Source organism: Sphingomonas sp. M1-B02, assembly GCF_026167525.1.
In the GTDB taxonomy this organism is placed as follows: Bacteria; Pseudomonadota; Alphaproteobacteria; order Sphingomonadales; family Sphingomonadaceae; genus Sphingomonas.
This window is the reverse complement of record NZ_CP110679.1, coordinates 49618-69088: the sequence shown is the minus strand read 5'-3', so window position 1 is coordinate 69088 and position 19471 is coordinate 49618. Positions and strand designations below refer to the sequence as shown.

Here is a 19471-nt window from a genome sequence, read left to right as displayed (position 1 = left end):
GATGGAGTTGCTCATCCAGATCGCCATCTCGGCGCTCATTGTCCTCGGCGGCGCCTTCGCGCTCGTCGGCAGCTGGGGGATCGTGCGCCTGTCGAGCGTGATGGAGCGGCTGCACGGGCCGACCAAGGCGACCACCCTCGGGCTCGGCGCGATGCTGGTCGCGTCGGTTCTGTTCTTCCAGCTCGAGCGCGGCACCTGGTCGGCGCATGAGCTGCTGATCACCCTGTTCCTGTTCATCACCGCGCCGATCACCGCGAACATGATTGCCAAAGTCCATTTGCATCGGCGCCGGGCAGGCCTGTCCGACGAGCCCGAAAGCAGGGCCGGCGACCCGCCGCATCCGGGCGGGACAAGCGACTGGGCAACCTTCCAGAGCGCGCAGCCCCACACCCCGGCCGCAACCTCGGAGCAATAGCCCCTAACGCAGCATCCGAGCCGCGGCCAAAGCCCGCTCGCGTCCCTCGCGATGCTCGACGATCTTGGCGGGATAGCGGTTCACCGGGCCGGGATCGTGGATCGCGGCGCCCCGCACTCCGGCCAGCTCGGGCACCCAGGCGCGGATATAGTCCCCCGCATCGAACTTCTCGCTCTGGACGAGCGGCGCCATGATCCGGCTGAACATGTTGGCATCCACTCCGGTACCGGCGACCCACTGCCAGTTCACGCTGTTGTTGCCGTAGTCGGCATCGAGCAACGTGTCCCAATACCATTCCCAGCCGCGCCGCCAGTCGATGAGGAGATGCTTCACCAGGAAGGAGGCGGTGATCATCCGCACGCGATTGTGCATCCAGCCCGTCGCCCACAGCTGGCGCATCCCGGCATCGACGATCGGATAGCCGGTCCGCCCCTGCTGCCAGGCGCGCAGATCGGCCTCGGCTTCCGGGCCCTGGCGCCAGCCGAGCGCATCATATCTGCGGTTGCCGTTGGTCCGCGCATAATCGGACAGCGCCAGCGTCACCCCTTGGGTGAAATCGCGCCAGGCGAGCTCCTTGCGAAACTTTTCCGACTGCGCCTGGCCTTCCACGCCGTGCCAGACCGTCGCCGGCGATATCTCGCCGAAGTGGAGATGCGGCGACAGGCGCGACGTACCTTCCGAGCCGGGGAGGTTGCGATCCACTTCGTATTCGTCGACCCGATCGACGAAGTCGGACAGCCGCCGCGCCGCCTCGGCCTCACCCGGCACCATGTCGAAGCCGGTCGCCCAATCGGGCCTCGTCGGCCGCAGCGCCCAGCTGTCGAGCGAATCCGAATGCGGCCAGCGCTCGGGTGCGGCAAGACGGGTCGGCGCAGGCAGCGGCGGCGGGGGCGGCATCTGCATCTGCAGCGCGCGCCAGAAAGCCGAATAGATCCGATAGGGCTGGCCACCGCCGGTGACGATATGGCGCAGCGGTGCGAGATTGTTGCCGTCGTGGAGCGTCAGCCGGTCGCCCAGCGCTTCCTCGATCTTGCGCCACCAGGGCTCGGCATGGCGCAACGCATGAATGCCCGTCGCACCGACCTCCTCGGCAAGCCTTACCAGCTCGACATCGGCCCTGCCCCGCCGCAGCACCAGCCGCGATCCTACCGCCTCGAGGTCGACAGCCAGCCGCTCGAGCGACCCGTGCAGCCACCAGCGCTGCGCGCCGCCCATCCGGCAGCGCGGTCCCGGCGTCTCGTCGTCGAGAACAAAGACCGGGATCACGACCCCCGCCTCGGCGGCGGCGGCAAGAGCGGGCTGGTCCGCCAGGCGAAGATCCTGGCGCAGCCAGACGAGCGAGGTTTCGGTCATATCGGGGTCCGCTGTGAGTCAGAGAGAAGGATCATCGCGCCCAGCCCGGCGCGGCGGGTTCGAGCGTCTCGAGGAACGCGGCGGCGCTGGCCCGATGGGCCTCACGCACCTCCGGCTGCATCCGGTCCCAGTTCGCATACATCTGGACCATGCGGCGATTGCGCCGGAAGCGCCGCTCATGCCGCGCCAGGAAATCCCAATAGAGCGCGTTGAACGGGCAGGCATCGGGCCCCGTCTTCAGCTTCACATTGTAGCGGCACGGGCGGCAATGGTCCGACATGCGATCGATATAGGCGCCGCCGCCGGCATAGGGCTTGGTCGCCAGCCGCCCGCCATCGGCATGCTGGCTCATGCCCAGCACGTTGGGCAGTTCGACCCATTCATAGGCATCGGCATAGACCACCAGAAACCAGTCGGCGACGTCCTGCGGCCGCACGCCTACGAGCATCGCGAAATTGCCGAGCACCATCAGCCGCTGGATATGGTGGGCATAGCCATTGTCGCGGCTGTTGCGCACCGCCTCGGCCATGCAAAGCATCTCGGTCTCGCCGGTCCAGTAGAATTCGGGCAGCGGACGCACGGCCTCCAGCGCATTCGCCTGCGCTACCTCGGGCATTTCGAGCCAATAATAGCCCCGGACATATTCGCGCCAGCCGATGATCTGACGGATGAACCCTTCCGCGGCGTTGAGTGGCACGTCGCCGGCCGCATAGGCATCGGCGGCGGCCCGCGCCACCTCGAGCGGCGTCAGCAACCCCAGGTTCAGCGCCGGGCTCAGCCAGCTATGATAGAGCCAGTCCTGCCCGGTCACCATCGCATCCTGGTAAGTGCCGAAATCGGGCAGCGCGGTGCGCACGAAATGCGCCAGCGCGCGGCGCGCATCCGCCGCGGTCACCGGCAGCGCGAACCCTTCGAGCCTGCCGAAATGGCCCGCGAAGCGATCCGCCACCATCTCCATCACCTCCGCCGTCACTGCGTCGGGGGCGAAGCGCATCGGTTCGGGATAGTTGAGCCCGCGCTTGGGCGGCGCGCGATTCTCCTTGTCGAGAGTCCATTGCCCGTCCTCGGGCTTGCCCTCGGCGGTCATCAGCAGGCCGGTCTTGCGGCGCATGTCGCGATAGAAAAATTCCATCGTCAGTTCGCCCCGCGCCTGCGCCCAGGTCTGGAATTCGAGGATCCCGCAGATGAAGCGATCGTCGGGAAGCATGTCGACGGGCACGCCGAAGCGCGTCGCCCAGCCCTCGATCATGACCCTGACCCGCCATTCGCCCGGCTCGACGATGCGGATCCGCTCGGCTCGATGCCGCGCCACCGCGCGCGCGATCTCGCCCGTGAAGCTGCCGCTGTTCGCGGGATCGTCGAGCCGCACATAATCGACCGTCCAGCCGGCCGCGCGCAATTCCTCGGCGAAATGGCGCATCGCCGAGAGGATCAGCGCGATCTTGCGCTTGTGGTGCCGCACGTAGCTCGTCTCTTCGGCGACTTCCATCAGCAGCAGCACCGCATCGCCGGGCGCCACGTCGCGCAGCGACACGAGGTCGTGCGAAAGCTGGTCGCCCAGGATCGGGATGAGAAGGGTCATGCGGCTAGGCCAACGCCCGGATGCGCCCGCGGATGCGTGCCGATGCTAAAGCCCCATCTTGTCGAGCGCCGAAGCCAGTTCGACGTGGATATCGGCATCGTCCTTGGGCGTATGCCGGTTGAGCACGGTCTGGATGCGCTTCTGCGCCACTTCCAGCGTCTTGCGCCGCACTTCGCGGATCGCATTGGTCCGCCACGCCGGGCTCTGCCCGACCAGCGCCGCCCATTTGGCCTCCTCCGCGGACAGGATCGCCAGCGCCAATCTCAGGCCGTCGCGCTGGCCATGCGCATAGTCGTCGGACATCGATCTTCCCAAGCAATGGCTCCCCCACCCCCTGAACGAAGCGCGACCCGCTGGATAGCATCCCTAGCGCAGCATTTCGAATGGGGGAAATTGTTGCCGAAAGGAACCTAGGCAATCAGACCCTTTCGTGAATCTTGATTTCGCGCGCTCTAGCCCTTTATCTCGCGCTACAATTCATATCGAGGCACTCCGCTCTCATCGAATAGGGAGGGATATAGAATCGGCTTGTCCCGAAATGGCGCTGAACCACGCGGTCGCGCCGATCGAACGAATCTTCTTCGCGATCGATTTCGTCAGGATAGGTGAAGGAGGCGTTGAACTTTCCATAGCGTAAGACATATTCGACCTCCTCCCACCGATCATCGCTGTCCTGCGCCTCCCAGAGATCGAGCAAGGTATCACCAAGCTCCCTAAGGTCGGGGTCCCGATGGAACAGGGCCTCGAACACGGCGCTCCGCACCCTAGGATGCAAGAACGCGTCCAACATCGTGCGCGCAATTGAGCACTACAATGAGTTTGCGGGGCTTGGCGGGATGGAGGATGGCGCGTTCAACCGCATGCTTTCCCCTATGAGATGCAGACCGACGAGCAAGCGTCAGTCAAGGGTCGTATATTTGCCGAACTGCTCGCTGGGGAGAAGACGCGCCTAGCTTCGCAAACCGCGACTGTGGACCTACTCGAGTCGCAGGCTCACCGGGGGCGCCGTAAAATCACGCCGGAACTTGTCGAGCGCTTCGCAGTCGCGATCCGAGAAAGACGTCGCGGCCCCGACCCAACACTGCGCAAGGCGCACATCCCCCTGTTCGTATCCGAAGTTGCGCTCGACGCGGGCGAGATCAAAATTTCCGGATCAAAAGAGGCAATGGCACACGCCGTCAGCAGGATCCCTACTGACGGCAGTGTGGTGCCCAGTTTTGACCGGGAATGGTGCCCCATGCACCACCCGATCGGGCACTCAGATCATTGGGAAATTTTTATAGCTCGATAGGAGCCGACAATGACGCGCGCGCTATTTACAAACGCTGCACGTGAAGAGAACCGTTGGTTGTCGGTGCCGACTTCATTGCCACTCCGGAGTCTGCGGGGTGGCGGAGCCGCTGCTGAAGAATGCTTCAACCGATACAAATGACTGCACATGTGCGTGGAACGGCTGGAGCAGACGATGAAGTGCTGCGCGATTCGCGGGGTTGGTATCGATGATGACGATCGAGGGCTTGCCGTCAACTGGCGAACTACTACCAGCATCTCTCGTTAACGAGGGGACCGTCAGGAAGCGAGATGCCTCGTTATCGGCTACTGCCACATAGCCTCGACCTGGGATCGTTTTAATAAGTTCGCTGTCGCTCCCGAGCGTTCTTCGCAGGCATGCCATCTGGACGCGCAGGTTGGCATCCTCGACATAGGTCGAGGGCCACACATACTTCATGATCTCGTCCTTACTGACGATGCGACCTCGCGATTGCAGTAATATCATCAGTAAGTCGAAGGCGCGGCTGCCCAAGTCTACGGCAAGGCCCTCTCGTTCCAATGAGCGAGCCCTGGGAAAGACCAGAAATTGTCCGAAACGAAGCGGGCCATCCTGTGCTGAACTGCCTGGTGCTGCTTCTGCCTTGAGGTTCTGATCAATCCCCAGCCCGACCCTTCGTATCGCCCGTTCACGCATGCCTGGTCTCCCTGATGCCAGCGCACTAGAGGCGCGCGCCTATTGGGAATCCATCCCGGTCCGGTAGAGGTGAAGACTACACTCTAGTGCGTGCCCATCTGGTCGCGTCGCTGCCGGGTGCGCGCCGGATAGGGGCTTCCGCGAAGGCGAGTTGCGGGAGCACGCACCGAAAGGACTAGGATTGAATAATCCTTTCGGTGCGTTCGCAGCGCCACCACTGGCGCGACGGGCATGGGCGCCGCACAATGCGTCGAGAACCTAGGGGGGATGCATGATAGAAGCGGTCAGTTGCGGCCATGATGGTAATGCGGATCGGCGAGTCCGGCGTTCGGTATCCGACTCGATACGCCCTTTGCCGCGCGCGCCAGGACAGTCCCGAGATCCATCTCGGCAAGTCCGGGCAAAAGGAGCCTGAATCGTGTCTACGACGGTGCCTTCGCACCCCATCCGCATCCTGATCGTCGATGATCATCCCGTGCTCCGTATCGGGGTTAGCGCAATCATTGCGGGTCAGGCCGACATGACGGTTGTCGCCGAAGCGACCACCGGGGAAGAGGCGATCGAACAATATCGAAACGTGCGGCCCGACGTCACGCTGATGGATTTGCAGATGCCCGGCATGAACGGCATCGATGCGATCACCGCAATCCGCAGAGAATTCTCAAACGCGCGAATTATCGTGCTGACGACCTTTGCGGGAGACGCGCAGGCACTGCGTGCGCTTAAGGCCGGGGCGGTTGGTTACCTCCTGAAAGGAACGGTGCGTAAGGATCTGCTCGATACGATACGTGCCATTCATTCTGGGAGACGGCACATTCCGCCCGAGATCGCCCAAGAGATCGCCTTTCACGCCGCGGACGATACGCTGAGCGAACGTGAAATTGCAGTCCTGCGCCATGTTGCCGACGGCAAGGCGAACAAAGAGATCGCCTGGTTACTTGATATCTCTGAAGATACGGTCAAAACGCACATGCGCAGCCTCTTTTCGAAGCTCGACGTCGGTGACCGAACCCAGGCGGTCACCGTCGCGCTCAGGCGTGGTATCATCGAAATCTAGGGTCCACCGTGGGGGCGGTGCCCTTAGCGACCCCTTTGCGCACCGCTCGCCACATGCCGCGCCACTCGCGTGGTTGCAGCCACCGGAGGATTTCCATCCTGCCATCCCGGTATGCAGACCGTGCAGGCACGGTCATGACGATCTCGGTGCCATTGTCCGCCCGTCGGCCCAGCACGAGACGCCCGCCGATCCGCGCCGCGCGTTCTCGCATCCCCATGATACCGTAATGCCCCGTGGGACTGCCTCCATCGAGGATGGAGTGCGGAATGCCGACCCCGTCGTCCCGCACCACCAAAGCAAGTTTCCACGCCCCATAATCAAGCGTGATCTGGATCGTCTTCGCGCCGGCGTGTTGCAATGCGTTGCGAACCGCTTCCTGCATCACTCGCAATAATTCGTCGCTTACCAGATCGAAAAGCGGTCGCGGTGTTCCTTCGACGCGGACGGACAGACGCGGTGTCGCACCCGTCATGATCGCGGTCGCCCGCCGCTGCAAAGCCTCGGCAAAGTCTTGCCCAGCCGCCGCGCTGCGCAGTTCGAGAACCCGCTCGCGCCCCTCGGCTAGTGCCGCATCGGCGTAGTTCAGGCCTTCTTCGATCGAGCTGCGCAATGGACTGCCTGCGGGGAACCGATCGACGACGGACTGGAAAAACATCGTCACGCCTTGAAAGCTTTGCAGCAGGGTGTCGTGGAGCTCACGCGCAATCCGCTCGCGCTCCGCGATGCGCGTTTCCATCTGATGCCTGACGCGCCCAGCAACCTGCCGCAATCGCATTGTGTAGAGCAGGCGAGCTACGGCAATCCCGGGCAACAGACAAAGCAGTAGGAACCACCAAGTCTGGTAGAAGGCCGGTCTGATTTCCACGTCGAGTGTCGCGCCAGTCTGGTTCCATATGCCGTCATTGTTGGAGGCAATAACGCGGAAGCGATAACGGCCTGGACCGAGATTGGTGTAAAAAGCCTCCCTTCGGGCGCCTGGATCTACCCACGCCTTGTCTACCCCTTCGAGTTGATATCGGAAGCGCACCCTGCTCGGCACCGACAAGCTCGGCGCCGTGTAGCCGATCGCGAATATGGTGGTGCCGCTGGGCAGCGTGATGCTAACAGGATCGACATAGGTTTGTCCGCCGGCAGAGAGGGACCGCACCGTGACCGGCGGCGCGACAGCGTTTCGCCTCAGATTGGCGGGATCCACCCGCGCCACGCCCGAAGCCGTCAGGAACCAGATCCGCCCATCTCCCCCTTGGGCCACCTGCTGCCCCCGATAGCCGGCATGCTGCATCCCGGCTTTGAGCCCGTCATTGGCATCGAAGCGCTCATAGGGGAGGTCTGCCCCGGGATGACCGAATGCATAGTCGAGTTTCGCAGTTGATAAGCGCAGGATGCCGTTCGCTCCGATCGCCCAGGTTTCGCCATGCGGCGTCTGGACCAGTCCCCGTATCTTCAGCCAAGGATAGGTTTTGCGGGTATCGAGCGTCTGGACTTGATCCCCCCGCCAGCGCCCGAGGCGTTCATCCCCAGCAATGAATAATCCCGTCGGGGCGTCGGCGATGTCAAAAATGCGCCCTGTGCCGAGTGCCTGCTGCCGGATCGAGGATATCGTTCGCGCTCCGATTACCCGGACGTTTTTGGTGCCCCATTTCACGACCGGGTAGCCCTCGTGATTCAGCGCCATATCAAGGAAGGGGGAGTAATCGGCTACCGCCTTCGATGGCGCCACCCAGCGGCCGTCCCGGAGCCGCCCCCTGACGCCGCCATCCTGGGTGAGGAACCAAGTCCGCCCCTGCCGGTCTTCGCGGCAAGCCCAACTGGACATCGTGACGCCGGGCCCTCCGACGCTCCGGATAGAGCCATGCTGCAATCGGCCGAGATGTGAGTCCGAAGAAACCCATATCGATCCATCATGCGAGGGGCATACTGCATCGATCGGTTCGGGCCATTGCGCGGCAAGGCGGGGCTGCTTGCCCGGCGCGATCTCATAAATCTTGTCGCTTGCAACTACATAGACGGTTCCCCGCCCGTCCGATGTGAGCATATAGCCTTCGGGATTGAGTTCGATGGCCGGCTCGATCGTAACCGGCGTAGCGCGGAAGCTGTCCAATCCGAGTTGCGTACCGACCCAGATATTTCCTTCTCGATCTTCGAGCATTTGTTCGTTCACGTCCGAGGAAAGACCGTCCTTGGCCTCGAACGTGTCGATAGCCGATCCGGCGGGTGCGGCGCCGCCCAGGGGAATGCGGAAAATGCCGTTCGACCAGCTGCTGCCCCATAGGGCACCCATCCGATCGACCATCGGCGAGGCTCCCCTCAACCTGGCGACCGGCGGGTAGGCTATCGCCCTCGCCGGTTTCGCCATGGGGGACATCGCATCTCGAACTAGACGAGTGCCCTCGCGCCCGGAGAACCAAATATTGCCTTGGGCATCCTCCGCAAGGCCGCCATAGAAGCCGACATCCTCGTCCATAACGTGGAACCGCCTGCTGCCAGGACGGAGGAACATTAGCTTTCCGGGCGTCACCGTCCAGACTGCACCATTCCGGGCGATGAGTATGCTTGAGACATACGCTTTCGGAATGCCCCATTTTCCTCCGACCTGCTCAAAGCGGCCGCGCCAATAACGATACAACCCACCACCGCCGAGCTTGAGGTCGCTAAACCAGATTGCTCCATCTGGCCCTTCCCTCAAAGGCGAAAAGGCCTCGATCGCAGGGCCGGGCACTGCGTAAAGCTTCCCCTGGCGATACTGAAACAGCGTGCGGCCGAACGTCGCCCATATTGTGCCGGATCGGGTAACAATGACGCGGGATGCTGGGAGTGAATCCTTGTCCGGATCGGCGTGGCGCATTCGTTCGAAGGTCACGCCGTCGAACCGGTAAAGACCCTCTTGAGCCGCTAGCCACAGGTAGCCATCGGGCGATTGTGCGATGCTCGTAATCTTGGATGGCGCCCCCGCCTCGTGAGTCCAGCTGTTATGCTTATACTGCCGTATCCCATCAGCCTGCGCTACAGCGCGCGGCACATTGGCAATCAGCGCCAAGGGAATCAGCCAAAGGACCAACAAGCCGGACCGGGTCATGGTTCGGTTCGATCGCGCTTTTGCGTTCGACAGGAACCATCTCGTTTTGCCATTCCCTCCCCATCGGCGTTAAGCGAGCATCCAGCTATTCACTCGTTCTAAGCGGGCCGACGCCAAGCCCGCAAGTGGATGTAAGTTAGCTATTAGCGGACCATCTCACTATAACTGCAGCGACGTTCGGATGCCGACAACCGTAGCCCGACCGCGTTGTCGGGACGAGGCTGGGCCATCCACTCCCCGAGAGGGCGGGATAATCAGTTGAGCGTTGGGCTGAACGTAGAGGTTGGTGCCAAAGCGAAGTTGATAACTAGCTTCGATCGCAATCTCCGCCCGAGAGGCGCCGCCTCGGCGGCTGTCGGTCGAGTTGGAAAGGGCGGCAGCAGCAACCGCAAGACCGGCGACGTCGTGCGGCCGCGACGCAAATAGGCCCTCCATCGTCACTCCCGCGTCGAAATAGCGGTTGATCGTATTGAGGTCATTGGGCGACGCGGTGAGACGCGCAAAGCCATGGACCTTGCGTGCGCCGTGCTGCCATAACAGTGCGTCGCCGATTACGTAGAGCGCGCCGTTTCCATTGCGCGGGATCCCAGACGGGGATCGCACGTTCGCGAAGCGATCGAAGCTATGCCAACCGCCGATTGCGACACTCCAGATAGGGTCGTCGCCTCCGGCTGTTCGCGCCAATTCGGCGATCGCGAGTGGCTGCCCCCTGAACTCCCAGCCGGCGAGCCCGCGCAGATCGCGGCCCAGCGGATTCGCTGCGAACAACGCGGCGCGGATCGTCGTCTTGCCGCTGTCGCGCGTCGTGGCGAAGCGGATCCCGGGAACCGCGATTGGATATGCTGGGCCTCCTCCCGGCAAATCGACTGCGAAGCTGCCCGGCCAGCCGAAGGTCGAGTTGACGAAGAAGTTTGCCGTTGAACTGATTGCAAATTCCTGCCCGGCGGTGAATTGACCGACGCGCAGCGATGCGCTGTTTCCCAATTTCTGCTCGATCCACAGATTGAACAACCGCAGCGCAGGGGACGCTTCGATGCCGCTGACGGTCAGCAGATTCCCGACGCGGCTGGCGGAGAGACCTGTCCCGATTATCGAATGCACGCTGATGTGCGCAGTGGCTCCATTCCACCCGACAGCACGAGCCATATCCAGGTCGCCGGTGACCCCGACCCGCTGGAGATACGCGGCCCCGGTTCGCATCCCTCCCGAGACATCCGCATTGGCATCGCTGGTATAGGTGAGCGCTATGGCAAGGGTATCGGCAGATTGGAGCGCAGCTTCGCCGTTCTCGGCGTGATGCTGGGCCGCGGCTGCAGGCGGCACACTTTGGGCATCACTTCGCCCAGGCAGCGCCAAGGCAATTACCAAGATCATTGCTACGGCCAACCTTGAGCCGGAAAAATGCCAATAGCTGTGCGGGCCGGATTCCTGGTCGTTCATGTATGCAACGCCTATCCCTCCTGGCTCTCCGCTGGGAAATCGCGGCGGAGCAGCATTAGAATTTCGTCAAGGCGCCGGGCCACCGCGACATCGACCTTTTCGTGCAACCGCAGCATCTCGAGCTCGCACCGCAAATTGACCTCATAGTCGAGGCTCGCGGCAACCCTGTCTCGCTTGGACTGCCGGTTCTGGCTCATCATGATCACCGGCGCCTGGACGGCGGCAAGGGTCGAGAGCATCAGGTTTAGGAAGATATAGGGGTAGGGGTCGAAAGCCAGGCCCCAATGCTGAAGCACATCCGTGTTCAGCAACATCCAGCCAAGTAGCACCACCGAGAACGCAATGATGAAACCCCAGGAACCACCGACAGCAGCAACCCGGTCGGCGAGCCGGTCTCCGCGCGTGGCGGCCTCATCGGCGGCATCGCCAAGATGGGGCACCGATGGATGCCGAGCGCCATGCGTAGGAAGCCGCTCGCTGGTGCCGTGACGCATTCCTAGTGCTCGAAGGTTGGGGGGCGGGTTTGACGCTCGAGCGAATAGATGAACGATTCATACGACCGGCCGGTGGCGTGAAGCATCCCCATTTCGCAGGTTCGGTTGGCGGACAGATAGGCATCGGCCGGATCCTGGCTGAGCGATGCGAGTTCATCCCTGGTCGCCGAACGGACCAGTTCGGGATGCAGCAGACCCCTGTCCCCGGCCGTTCCGCAGCAACCGGCGCCGATCGGGATCTCGACTTCCTCGGCGACCGCTTGGGCGACATCCTTGAGCGCGTCGGTCAGGTTGAGGTGCGTCATCGAACAGGTCGGATGGAGCACGACGCGGCGCAACTTCTCCTCGACATTCAAGTTCGGTAGAAGCTCACGGCACCATTCGGTCGAATCGACGATGCGAACTTTCGCGAAGTTCGCGCGCTCGGCATCGCTCAGATATCCGGCGACATCCTCGATCAGCCCATGTGTGCACGATACGGCATCAACGACCACCGGCAGCGTGCCGTCGTCGGACCAGCGCCAGAACGCATCGGCGATGCGCGACGCCATATAGCCATGCGCCTTGTCGAAACCCTTCGAGCCAAAGGGAGTGGCGCAGCAAAGCCCGCGAACGTCGGGCGGAATCCATAACGGGCGCCCTGCGCGCTCCGAAACGCTCAGCAGCGCCTCGGGCAGGCTCATGGCGTCGCGGCAATCGGGGTCGCGACCGAAGATGCGATTTATGCACGCCGGAAAATACACCGCCGCCGCGTCCTCTTTCGCATTTTTCGGGAGCGCCTTGCCCGGTCGCGGCATCGGTCCCGGCACGGTGGGAATGAGGTCTGGCGATATCACTGCGCGCGCTGCGCCGCTGGCCCATCTCAACGGAGCGAGGCCTACCGTTTTCTGAGCAATCAAGGTGGCACCCAGCGCGACCCGGGAGACACGCTCGACCAGTGCCCAGCGGCGCGCCACGCCGAGAGCGATGGCCTCGCTGCGCTCGCTGCGTTCGAGGCGGCGATAGGAGCGCATCAAGCTGCCGGTATTGATTCCAATCGGGCAGCGCGTCGAACACATGCCGTCGCCGGCGCAGGTTTCGATCGCGTCATATTCATAGTCTTCTTGCAGCTGCGTCAGGACTGGAGATCGCGGTGCCTGGCGCGCCATTTCGCGGCGAATGACGATCCGCTGGCGCGGCGTAGTGGTGACGTTGCGGCTCGGGCAGACCGGCTCGCAGAACCCGCATTCGATGCATTGCGTGGCGTCCGAGGTCGCTTCGATCGACGGGATCGATTTGAGCGCCTTGAGATGCACGTCCTTGTCGCGGGTGAGGATCACGTTCGGCCCGAGCACGCCTTCGGGGTCGGCGAGCTGCTTGATCCGCCACATCATCGCGGTGGCCTTCTCGCCCCATTCGGCTTCGACGAACGGCGCCATGTTGATCCCGGTGCCATGCTCGGCCTTGAGCGAACCGTCATATTTGCGCCCGACGAGCTCGACGAGGTCCAGCATGAACGCCGAATAGCGCTGCCGGCTTTCTTCCTCGTCGAGCTTGGCGACGAGCATGAAGTGGAGGTTGCCGTGCGCGGCGTGGCCGGCGATCCCGGGCGGGAAGCCGTGCCGTTCGAGTAGCGCCTGGAGGTCATGGGCGGCAGCGGCGAGATTGTGCGGCGGAAAGCAGACATCCTCGGTCAGGAGCGTGGTTCCCGCAGGCCGCTGCTTGCCGACCAGGCCCAACAGCCCCTCGCGCACATGCCAGGCGAGTTCGACGGCTTCGGCGAGGCTGGTGAATTCGACCGGGCGAACCAGGTCGCCTGCCTCGAGGAAGCTGGTGACCTCGGCTTCCTTGGCCGCCAGTTCCTCCTCGGAATCGGCGCTGAACTCGACCAGCAAGGCCGCCGCCTTGGGATCCAGCTTCGCCCAATAACTGGGCGTTCCCGGAATGAATGCGCTCGCGGCGGTGAGCGCCGGCGCGACCATCAGCTCGACTGCGGACGCCCCCCGGGCCACGAGTTCGGGCACCTGCGTCACTGCGGCGTCGATGGTCGGGAACACCACGAACGCCACGCCGGAGATGCTGGGCAAAGGAACGGTGCGCAACGTCGCATCGGCGATGAACGCCAACGTGCCCTCCGACCCGACCAGCAGCCGCTTGAAGATCTGCAGCGGCGTCTCGCCATCCAGCAATGCGCACAAGCGATAGCCGTGGGTGTTGCGTATCGCATATTTGTGCCGCACCCGTTCGGCCAGGGCGGTGTCCGCGATCAATTCGGCGCGCAGGGCCATCAGGCCTTCGGCCAGTTCTGGCTCCAGCTCGGCGAAGCGCGCTTCAGCGCCGACCCGGCCAGTGTCGATGAGCGTCCCCGAGGGCAAGATGAAAGTGCAATCGGCCAGCGTGTGATACGCGTCTCGATCGAGCGTGCAGCGCATACCGCCGGCATTGTTGGCGATCACACCGCCGATGGTGCAGGCGCCGTGGCTGGCGGGATCGGGGCCGAGCTTGCGCTTGAAACGGGCGAGCCGCGCATTGGCATGACCCAGGATCGTTCCCGGCTTGGTGCGCAACAAATCGCCATCGGCCTCGACGCTGCACCCCTGCCAATGCGCGCGGACATCGATAAGGATATCGTCGCCCTGCGACTGGCCGTTGAGACTGGTCCCCGCCGCGCGGAACACCGCCTTGCGGCCATTGATACGGCAATAGCTGAGCAGCTTCATCATTTCGTCGGGCGTGCGAGGTTTCACGACGACGTTGGGCACATAGCGATAGGCGCTCGCATCCGACGCATAGCGCACGAGATCGATGAGCCGGTCGAGGACCTGATCGGCGCCCAGCAAATCGACCAGCGCATCGCGAAGCTCGGGCGGGCTGCCGTCAACCCGGTAGTCCGGCAGAGCATCCGCCATCGGCGGGCCCGCAGGGCGGCCAAGGCGCTTCGGATCCGCTTGGAAAAGCTTGTGCATGGCCTCAACGCCACAAATTGGTGCGGGCGAGGTCGATCAGTTGGTCTCCCCGCCCGTTCATGATGGCGCGCGCCATATAGAGCGTGAACCCCTTGGCCATCTCGAGATTGATCGAAGGCGGGATCGGAAGCTCCGTTCGGGTGACGACCGCGTCGATCAGCGCCGGGCCGTCATGCTCCAGCGCCCTGCGGATGCCGCTCTCGACATCGCCGGGATCCTCAATGCGAACGCCCATGATGCCGATCGCCTCCGCCATTGCTGCGAAGTTGGGATTGTCGAGATCGGTGCCGAAGGGCAGAAAGCCGGTCGAGCGCTGCTCGGTCTCGATGAAGCCAAGCGAGCCATTGTTGAACACGACGATCTTGGCGGGCAGGCCATATTGGCGGAAGGTCAGCAGATCGCCCATCAGCATGGTGAAGCCGCCATCCCCCGAAAGCGAGATCACCTGCCGCTTCGGAAATGCCACCTGCGCGCCGAGCGCCATCGGCATCGCGTTGGCCATCGAGCCATGCCAGAGCGACCCGACGAGCCGGCGCTTGCCGTTCATCGCAAGATAGCGCGCCGCCCATGCAACTGGCAGGCCGACGTCGAAGGTGAAGATCGCATCTTCCGAAGCGAGATCGCTCAACGCCTTTGCGATCTGCTGCGGGTGGATGCGGCCCGATCCCGGCTCGCCGGTGGCGAGAGCATCGAGCTCCTTGCGGGTTCGGCGATAATGCCCCACCGCTTGGTCGAGATGGGTGCTGTCGTCCTTCTCGGCGAGCTTGGGCAGCAATGCGCGGATCGTCTCGCGGACCTCGCCGACCAGACCCAGATCGAGCGAAACCCGCCGGCCCAATTGCCCTGGCCGGATATCGACCTGTGCGATCTTGACGCCGCTGCCCCTGGGATAGAATTGGCGGTAGGGAAAATCGGTGCCGAGCATGAGCAAAATGTCGGTGTCGGCCATCGCATAATAGCCTGACGCAAATCCGATCAGCCCGGTCGGGCCGACATCGTAGGGATTGTCATATTCGACGAATTCCTTGCCCTTGAGCGAATGGACGATCGGCGCCTTGAGGCGGCCGGCCAGTTCGATTAGTTCGGGATGCGCGCCGGCGCAGCCCGATCCGCACAGGATCGTGACCCGCCGGTCTTCGTTGAGCAACGCCGCCAGCGTATCGAGATCGCGTTCGGGGGGCACGACGATCGGCGGCCTGGGCAAAAGGCCGGCCGGCTTGGGTGGGGGGCTGTCGATTGCCGGCCGCAACGCGACGTCGCCGGGAATGACGATGACCGAAACGCCGCGCTCGCCGATCGCGGTGCGGATGCCGATCTCGAGGCACCGCGGCATCTGGGCGGGGTCCGAGACCAATTCGCAATAGTGGCTGCACTCGCGGAACAGCTCCTGCGGATGCGTCTCCTGGAAATAGCCCGAGCCGATCTCCGCGGAGGGAATATGCGCGGCAATCGCCAGAACCGGCACGCGCGAGCGCTGGCAATCGAACAGCCCGTTGATGAGATGAAGGTTGCCCGGCCCGCAGCTTCCCGCGCACACCGCGAGCTCGCCGGTCAGATGCGCATCGGCAGCGGCGGCGAAGGCAGCGACCTCCTCATGCCGGACATGCACCCATTCGATGCCGCCATGCTGACGCAGCGCCTCGGTAAGGCCGTTGAGGCTGTCACCGACGACGCCGTAGATGCGCTTGACCCCGGCGGCGGCGAGGGTCTCGATGAATTGATGGGCAACGGTGGTCATGGCGGAACCCCTCCGTGAAATCAGGCGCGATAATCGTTGAGGATGCGCAGGTCGGTGACCGAATAGGACATCGAGAAGCGATATCCGCGGCCGACCCGGATTGGCGCGATCAAGTGCATGTCCTCACCGGCAACTTCGGGGATCACGAGTTCCGCGCTGCCTGCCCACATATCGACGATGCTCGGATCGTCGGTGAGCGAGAGCGTCAGCTCATCCACGGCGGGCTCGTGCTGTTTGCCGGCTACGAGTTGCGGGAAGTAGCGGCGGATCGTCGTCGGGCGATTGAACACGGTAGTCGGGTCCGCGACCGCTTCCTCGAGCTGGATGCGCGCGGTGGCGAGGCGCTCGCCATGCGCGCCGAGGCTGGCGCCGAAGCGGCTGCCGGGTGCCAGTGGGGCGGCAGCGGCGCTCGGCGCGGCGAAGGTGCGGGTCTGGAAGACGCTGCCGAGCCTTTTGGGAAATCCCTGGATCCAGCCGCGCGCGAGCGCAGCGTCATTGTCGACGAAGATATAGGGGCAATACGCCACGCGCATGCCTTCATAGATCGCATCGATCAGCACGAATGCCTCGCGATACTGGTAGCGCGCAGGATCGGTCAGCTCGTCATTTTCCCCGGTGAACTGCCAATCGAGGAACCAGTAGAAACAGCGGCCGCCGGCGTCGGGATCGGCGATCATTCCGGGCGGCAGCAGCGCCGCGATCGCTTCGGGATCAGCCCAATATTCGATGGCGATACAATCGCTCGAATAATGCCAGGGTGGCGCCGGGTCTATCGACGACTTGCCCGTCGACGTTAGAGGAACGGCAAATCCCTTGAGCTGACTGATGGCGGTCACGTCGTCCTCCCTTCGATTAAGCTGAATCTATTCCTGATATTGGTATCTTCATTGATGGCTTGGGAACCGATACTTTGGTTTGCCGGGGGATCGGGTCGACCAATCAATAGCCTTCGTCCTCGGGGACTATCTTGCCCCAGAAGGTCAGGAAATTGACCGCGGCGTAGACGATGGTGAGAGGCAGCACGATGATCCCGGCGAACCAGAACATGAAGCTCAGACTGCTCGCCGGCGCAGCCGCCTGGAGATAGGTGATCGAGAAGGGAATCATGTAGGGCAGGAACGACGCCGCCAGCGAAGCGAACGCGGCGACATAGATGATCAACCCGCCGATCATCGGCAGGCTGTCCCGCCGTCGCTGCAAACCGAACACCAATACCGCACCCCCGGCTAGCCCAATCGCAGGAAGCACGGCCATTTCAGGCCTGGCGCTCCAGCGGTGCAGCACCGGCAAGTCGAGGCTCAGCGAATAGAATAAGAGTAGCGCAAGCGCAGCAGCGACGGCGGGCAGCAGCCACAGCGCCTGTGCCCGAGCACGATCCCGCAGCGCCCCCTCGGTCTTGCGGACCAGCCAGCACGCCGCGAGCAGGGCGTGGCCCAGGCACAAGGCGATGCCGCTGGTCACGGCGAACGGGTTGAGCCAGAAAAACGCTCCCCCGGTGAATTGCCCGCCATGGTTGGGCAATCCGACAACCAGCGCCCCGACCGCGCAGCCCTGAACAAAGGCGGCGACGATCGAGCCGACCCAAAAGCCTATATCCCACAGCCCTCTCGTCCGGTGGCTTTGCGCTCTGAACTCGAATGCCACGCCGCGCAGGATGAGACCGGCGAGCAGCAACATCAGCGGCAGGTAAAAGGCGCTTAACACCAGCGAATAGACCAGCGGGAAGGCAGCGAAGAGGATCGCCGCAGAGACGACCAGCCAGGTTTCGTTGCCGTCCCAGATCGGCGAAACGGTCTGCAACATCTGGCGGCGGCGATCTTCATCTCGCTCGAACCCGAACAGGATGCCGACGCCGAGATCGATCCCGTCGAGCAGGACATAGAGGAAGATCGTCAGCGCCAGCGCGGCGGTCCAGAACTCGGCCATGGCTTCACTCCTTCTCGAGCGAAGCGCCGGCGGCTTCGTCGCGGATCAGGGACAAGGGACGCTTGGGGTTGGCGGATCGCCGGTCGTGGCGGTGCGAGGCCGATGGGCCGCCGCGCAGCAGGCGGAAGATGAAGGTCATGCCCGCCAGGAAGATCGCGAGATAGATCACGGCGAACAACGCCAAGCTGAACGCGACTTCCGGCGCGGTCCGGAACGGCGTTACGGCGTCCGCGGTCCGTAACACCCCATAGACGACCCAGGGCTGGCGCCCGACCTCGGCGGTGAACCAGCCGGTCAACGTCGCGATGAAGCCGAGAGGGAAGCTGAGGAACACCACGCGCAGCAGCGAGCGCCGCTCGAACTGCCGGCCGCGCAGCATCAGCCAGCTGGCATACCAGGACAGGCCGAGCATGAAGAAGCCTATCCCGGCCATGATCCGGAATGCGAAGAACGGGATCGCGACCGGGGGCCGATCCGCGACCGGGAAACTGGTGAGGCCGACTTCCTTCGAATCGAGCGACATCGAGCCGATCAGGCTGCCGGCATAGGGCACCGCAATCTCGAAATGGTTTTTCTCGCGAGCCTCGTCGGGGATCGCGAACAATATCTCGGAGGCGGGTTGCTCATCGTGCCAGCGGCCTTCGATCGCGGCGAATTTGGCCGGCTGCCTGTCGTGGACATAGTCGCCGGTGAGGTGGCCAAAGAATATCTGAATCGGCACCAGGACCGCGGCAAGGCCGAGACCCATCCGCATCATCGCCTGCCCCTCGGCATGGTCGCGCCCGCGCAGCAGCAGCCAAGCACCGGTCGCGGCGACGCAGAACGCGCCGGTGACGTAGGATGCCAGCAGCATGTGCGGGAAGCGCACCCACACCACCGGACTGAAAATGATCGCATTCCAGTCGGTCGGCACGAAGATGCCGTTGGCGTCGATCGCATAGCCGGTCGGCCATTGCATCCAGCTGTTGTTGACCATGATCCAGAAGGCCGAGAGGCTGGTCGCTAGCGCCACCATCGCGCACGCCACCAGATAGAGCCACTCCGGCACGCGCTTCCGGCCGAACAGCATGATGCCGAAGAAGCTGGCCTCCAGTGCGAAGGCAGTGAAGCTCTCATAGCCGAGCAAGGGCCCCTGAATGGCGCCGGTGCGGCGCGACAATTCGCTCCAGTTGGTGCCGAACTGAAAGGCCAGGACGATCCCCGAGACGACGCCGAGCCCGAACGAGATGGCGAAGATCTTCAGCCAGAAATCGAACAGCACGCGGTAAAGCGGGCGCCCGGTGACCATCCGCAGCGCCTCCAGCAGCGTCAGCCAGGCGGCCAGGCCGATCGTGAAGGCGGGGAAGATGATGTGGAAAGAGACGGTGAAGGCGAACTGTATCCTCGCCAGCAGCAATGCGGAAATCTCCATCGGCGCCCTCGCTTTCGCGCGCCAATCTGGCCGGCATTATCGCAGCGGAACATCATACGGTCGTTTCG

At 63.4% G+C, this 19471-nt stretch carries 16 protein-coding genes; 3 read left to right on the top strand and 13 right to left on the bottom strand.

The annotated features are described in order from the left end of the window. Window position 1 precedes the first annotated feature (1 nt). Window positions 2-415, top strand: coding sequence for a Na+/H+ antiporter subunit G (locus tag OKW87_RS00350; RefSeq protein WP_265541414.1), 414 nt, complete (start codon window positions 2-4; stop codon window positions 413-415). 3 nt (window positions 416-418) lie between these two features. Here OKW87_RS00350 and OKW87_RS00345 read toward each other — a convergent pair whose 3' ends face one another. From OKW87_RS00345 to OKW87_RS00330, 4 genes are all read right to left on the bottom strand, one after another. After that, the gene (locus OKW87_RS00345) at window positions 419-1768 is read right to left on the bottom strand and encodes a cryptochrome/photolyase family protein (RefSeq protein ID WP_265541413.1); all 1350 of its coding nucleotides are present in this window, start codon (window positions 1766-1768) and stop codon (window positions 419-421) included. 31 nt (window positions 1769-1799) lie between these two features. Continuing rightward, window positions 1800-3350, bottom strand: coding sequence for a cryptochrome/photolyase family protein (locus OKW87_RS00340; protein ID WP_265541412.1), 1551 nt, complete (start codon window positions 3348-3350; stop codon window positions 1800-1802). A gap of 45 nt (window positions 3351-3395) precedes the next feature. Beyond that, on the bottom strand, window positions 3396-3653 hold the full coding sequence (locus OKW87_RS00335) for a hypothetical protein (RefSeq protein WP_265541411.1): 258 nt from the start codon (window positions 3651-3653) through the stop codon (window positions 3396-3398). Window positions 3654-3810: 157 nt separating this feature from the next. Then, on the bottom strand, window positions 3811-4101 hold the full coding sequence (locus tag OKW87_RS00330) for a hypothetical protein (protein WP_265541410.1): 291 nt from the start codon (window positions 4099-4101) through the stop codon (window positions 3811-3813). Window positions 4102-4227: 126 nt separating this feature from the next. Here OKW87_RS00330 and OKW87_RS00325 point away from each other — a divergent pair, with 126 nt between their 5' ends. Then, window positions 4228-4641, top strand: coding sequence for a hypothetical protein (locus OKW87_RS00325; RefSeq protein WP_265541409.1), 414 nt, complete (start codon window positions 4228-4230; stop codon window positions 4639-4641). Between the two features lie 72 nt (window positions 4642-4713). Here OKW87_RS00325 and OKW87_RS00320 read toward each other — a convergent pair whose 3' ends face one another. Next, window positions 4714-5316 (bottom strand): winged helix-turn-helix domain-containing protein, encoded by a 603-nt coding sequence (locus OKW87_RS00320; RefSeq protein ID WP_265541408.1) that lies wholly within the window; start codon window positions 5314-5316, stop codon window positions 4714-4716. A 418-nt stretch (window positions 5317-5734) separates the two neighbouring features. Here OKW87_RS00320 and OKW87_RS00315 point away from each other — a divergent pair, with 418 nt between their 5' ends. Further along, window positions 5735-6373 (top strand): response regulator, encoded by a 639-nt coding sequence (locus tag OKW87_RS00315; protein WP_265541407.1) that lies wholly within the window; start codon window positions 5735-5737, stop codon window positions 6371-6373. Here OKW87_RS00315 and OKW87_RS00310 read toward each other — a convergent pair. From OKW87_RS00310 to OKW87_RS00275, 8 genes are all read right to left on the bottom strand, one after another. Next, window positions 6360-9449 carry a sensor histidine kinase gene (locus OKW87_RS00310; RefSeq protein WP_265541406.1) on the bottom strand — a complete coding sequence of 1030 codons (3090 nt, stop codon included), beginning with the start codon at window positions 9447-9449 and terminating at the stop codon, window positions 6360-6362. The two genes, OKW87_RS00315 and OKW87_RS00310, sit on opposite strands and share 14 nt — an antisense overlap. Window positions 9450-9608: 159 nt before the next feature. Beyond that, window positions 9609-10889 carry a carbohydrate porin gene (locus OKW87_RS00305; RefSeq protein WP_265541405.1) on the bottom strand — a complete coding sequence of 427 codons (1281 nt, stop codon included), beginning with the start codon at window positions 10887-10889 and terminating at the stop codon, window positions 9609-9611. A gap of 11 nt (window positions 10890-10900) precedes the next feature. Continuing rightward, window positions 10901-11383 (bottom strand): DUF1003 domain-containing protein, encoded by a 483-nt coding sequence (locus OKW87_RS00300; RefSeq protein WP_265541404.1) that lies wholly within the window; start codon window positions 11381-11383, stop codon window positions 10901-10903. A 2-nt stretch (window positions 11384-11385) separates the two neighbouring features. Continuing rightward, on the bottom strand, window positions 11386-14328 hold the full coding sequence (locus tag OKW87_RS00295) for an FAD-binding and (Fe-S)-binding domain-containing protein (RefSeq protein WP_265541403.1): 2943 nt from the start codon (window positions 14326-14328) through the stop codon (window positions 11386-11388). 4 nt (window positions 14329-14332) lie between these two features. Further along, complete coding sequence (gene poxB, locus OKW87_RS00290; protein ID WP_265541402.1) at window positions 14333-16066, bottom strand: ubiquinone-dependent pyruvate dehydrogenase; 1734 nt, start codon at window positions 16064-16066, stop codon at window positions 14333-14335. Window positions 16067-16086: 20 nt separating this feature from the next. Then, window positions 16087-16902 carry an acetoacetate decarboxylase family protein gene (locus OKW87_RS00285; protein WP_265541401.1) on the bottom strand — a complete coding sequence of 272 codons (816 nt, stop codon included), beginning with the start codon at window positions 16900-16902 and terminating at the stop codon, window positions 16087-16089. Window positions 16903-17005: 103 nt separating this feature from the next. Further along, on the bottom strand, window positions 17006-17992 hold the full coding sequence (gene cydB, locus OKW87_RS00280; protein WP_265541400.1) for a cytochrome d ubiquinol oxidase subunit II: 987 nt from the start codon (window positions 17990-17992) through the stop codon (window positions 17006-17008). Window positions 17993-17996: 4 nt separating this feature from the next. Then, window positions 17997-19403, bottom strand: coding sequence for a cytochrome ubiquinol oxidase subunit I (locus OKW87_RS00275; RefSeq protein ID WP_265541399.1), 1407 nt, complete (start codon window positions 19401-19403; stop codon window positions 17997-17999). Between the last annotated feature and the right edge of the window lie 68 nt (window positions 19404-19471).

What these genes read in the sequence shown, in the direction of transcription:
- OKW87_RS00350 (WP_265541414.1), top strand. Translation starts at nt 2, where the DNA reads ATGGAGTTGCTCATCCAGATCGCCATCTCGGCGCTCATTGTCCTCGGC.
- OKW87_RS00345 (WP_265541413.1), bottom strand. Translation starts at nt 1,768, where the DNA reads ATGACCGAAACCTCGCTCGTCTGGCTGCGCCAGGATCTTCGCCTGGCG.
- OKW87_RS00340 (WP_265541412.1), bottom strand. Translation starts at nt 3,350, where the DNA reads ATGACCCTTCTCATCCCGATCCTGGGCGACCAGCTTTCGCACGACCTC.
- OKW87_RS00335 (WP_265541411.1), bottom strand. Translation starts at nt 3,653, where the DNA reads ATGTCCGACGACTATGCGCATGGCCAGCGCGACGGCCTGAGATTGGCG.
- OKW87_RS00325 (WP_265541409.1), top strand. Translation starts at nt 4,228, where the DNA reads ATGCAGACCGACGAGCAAGCGTCAGTCAAGGGTCGTATATTTGCCGAA.
- OKW87_RS00320 (WP_265541408.1), bottom strand. Translation starts at nt 5,316, where the DNA reads ATGCGTGAACGGGCGATACGAAGGGTCGGGCTGGGGATTGATCAGAAC.
- OKW87_RS00310 (WP_265541406.1), bottom strand. Translation starts at nt 9,449, where the DNA reads ATGACCCGGTCCGGCTTGTTGGTCCTTTGGCTGATTCCCTTGGCGCTG.
- OKW87_RS00305 (WP_265541405.1), bottom strand. Translation starts at nt 10,889, where the DNA reads ATGAACGACCAGGAATCCGGCCCGCACAGCTATTGGCATTTTTCCGGC.
- OKW87_RS00300 (WP_265541404.1), bottom strand. Translation starts at nt 11,383, where the DNA reads ATGCGTCACGGCACCAGCGAGCGGCTTCCTACGCATGGCGCTCGGCAT.
- OKW87_RS00295 (WP_265541403.1), bottom strand. Translation starts at nt 14,328, where the DNA reads ATGCACAAGCTTTTCCAAGCGGATCCGAAGCGCCTTGGCCGCCCTGCG.
- poxB (WP_265541402.1), bottom strand. Translation starts at nt 16,066, where the DNA reads ATGACCACCGTTGCCCATCAATTCATCGAGACCCTCGCCGCCGCCGGG.
- cydB (WP_265541400.1), bottom strand. Translation starts at nt 17,992, where the DNA reads ATGGCCGAGTTCTGGACCGCCGCGCTGGCGCTGACGATCTTCCTCTAT.
- OKW87_RS00275 (WP_265541399.1), bottom strand. Translation starts at nt 19,403, where the DNA reads ATGGAGATTTCCGCATTGCTGCTGGCGAGGATACAGTTCGCCTTCACC.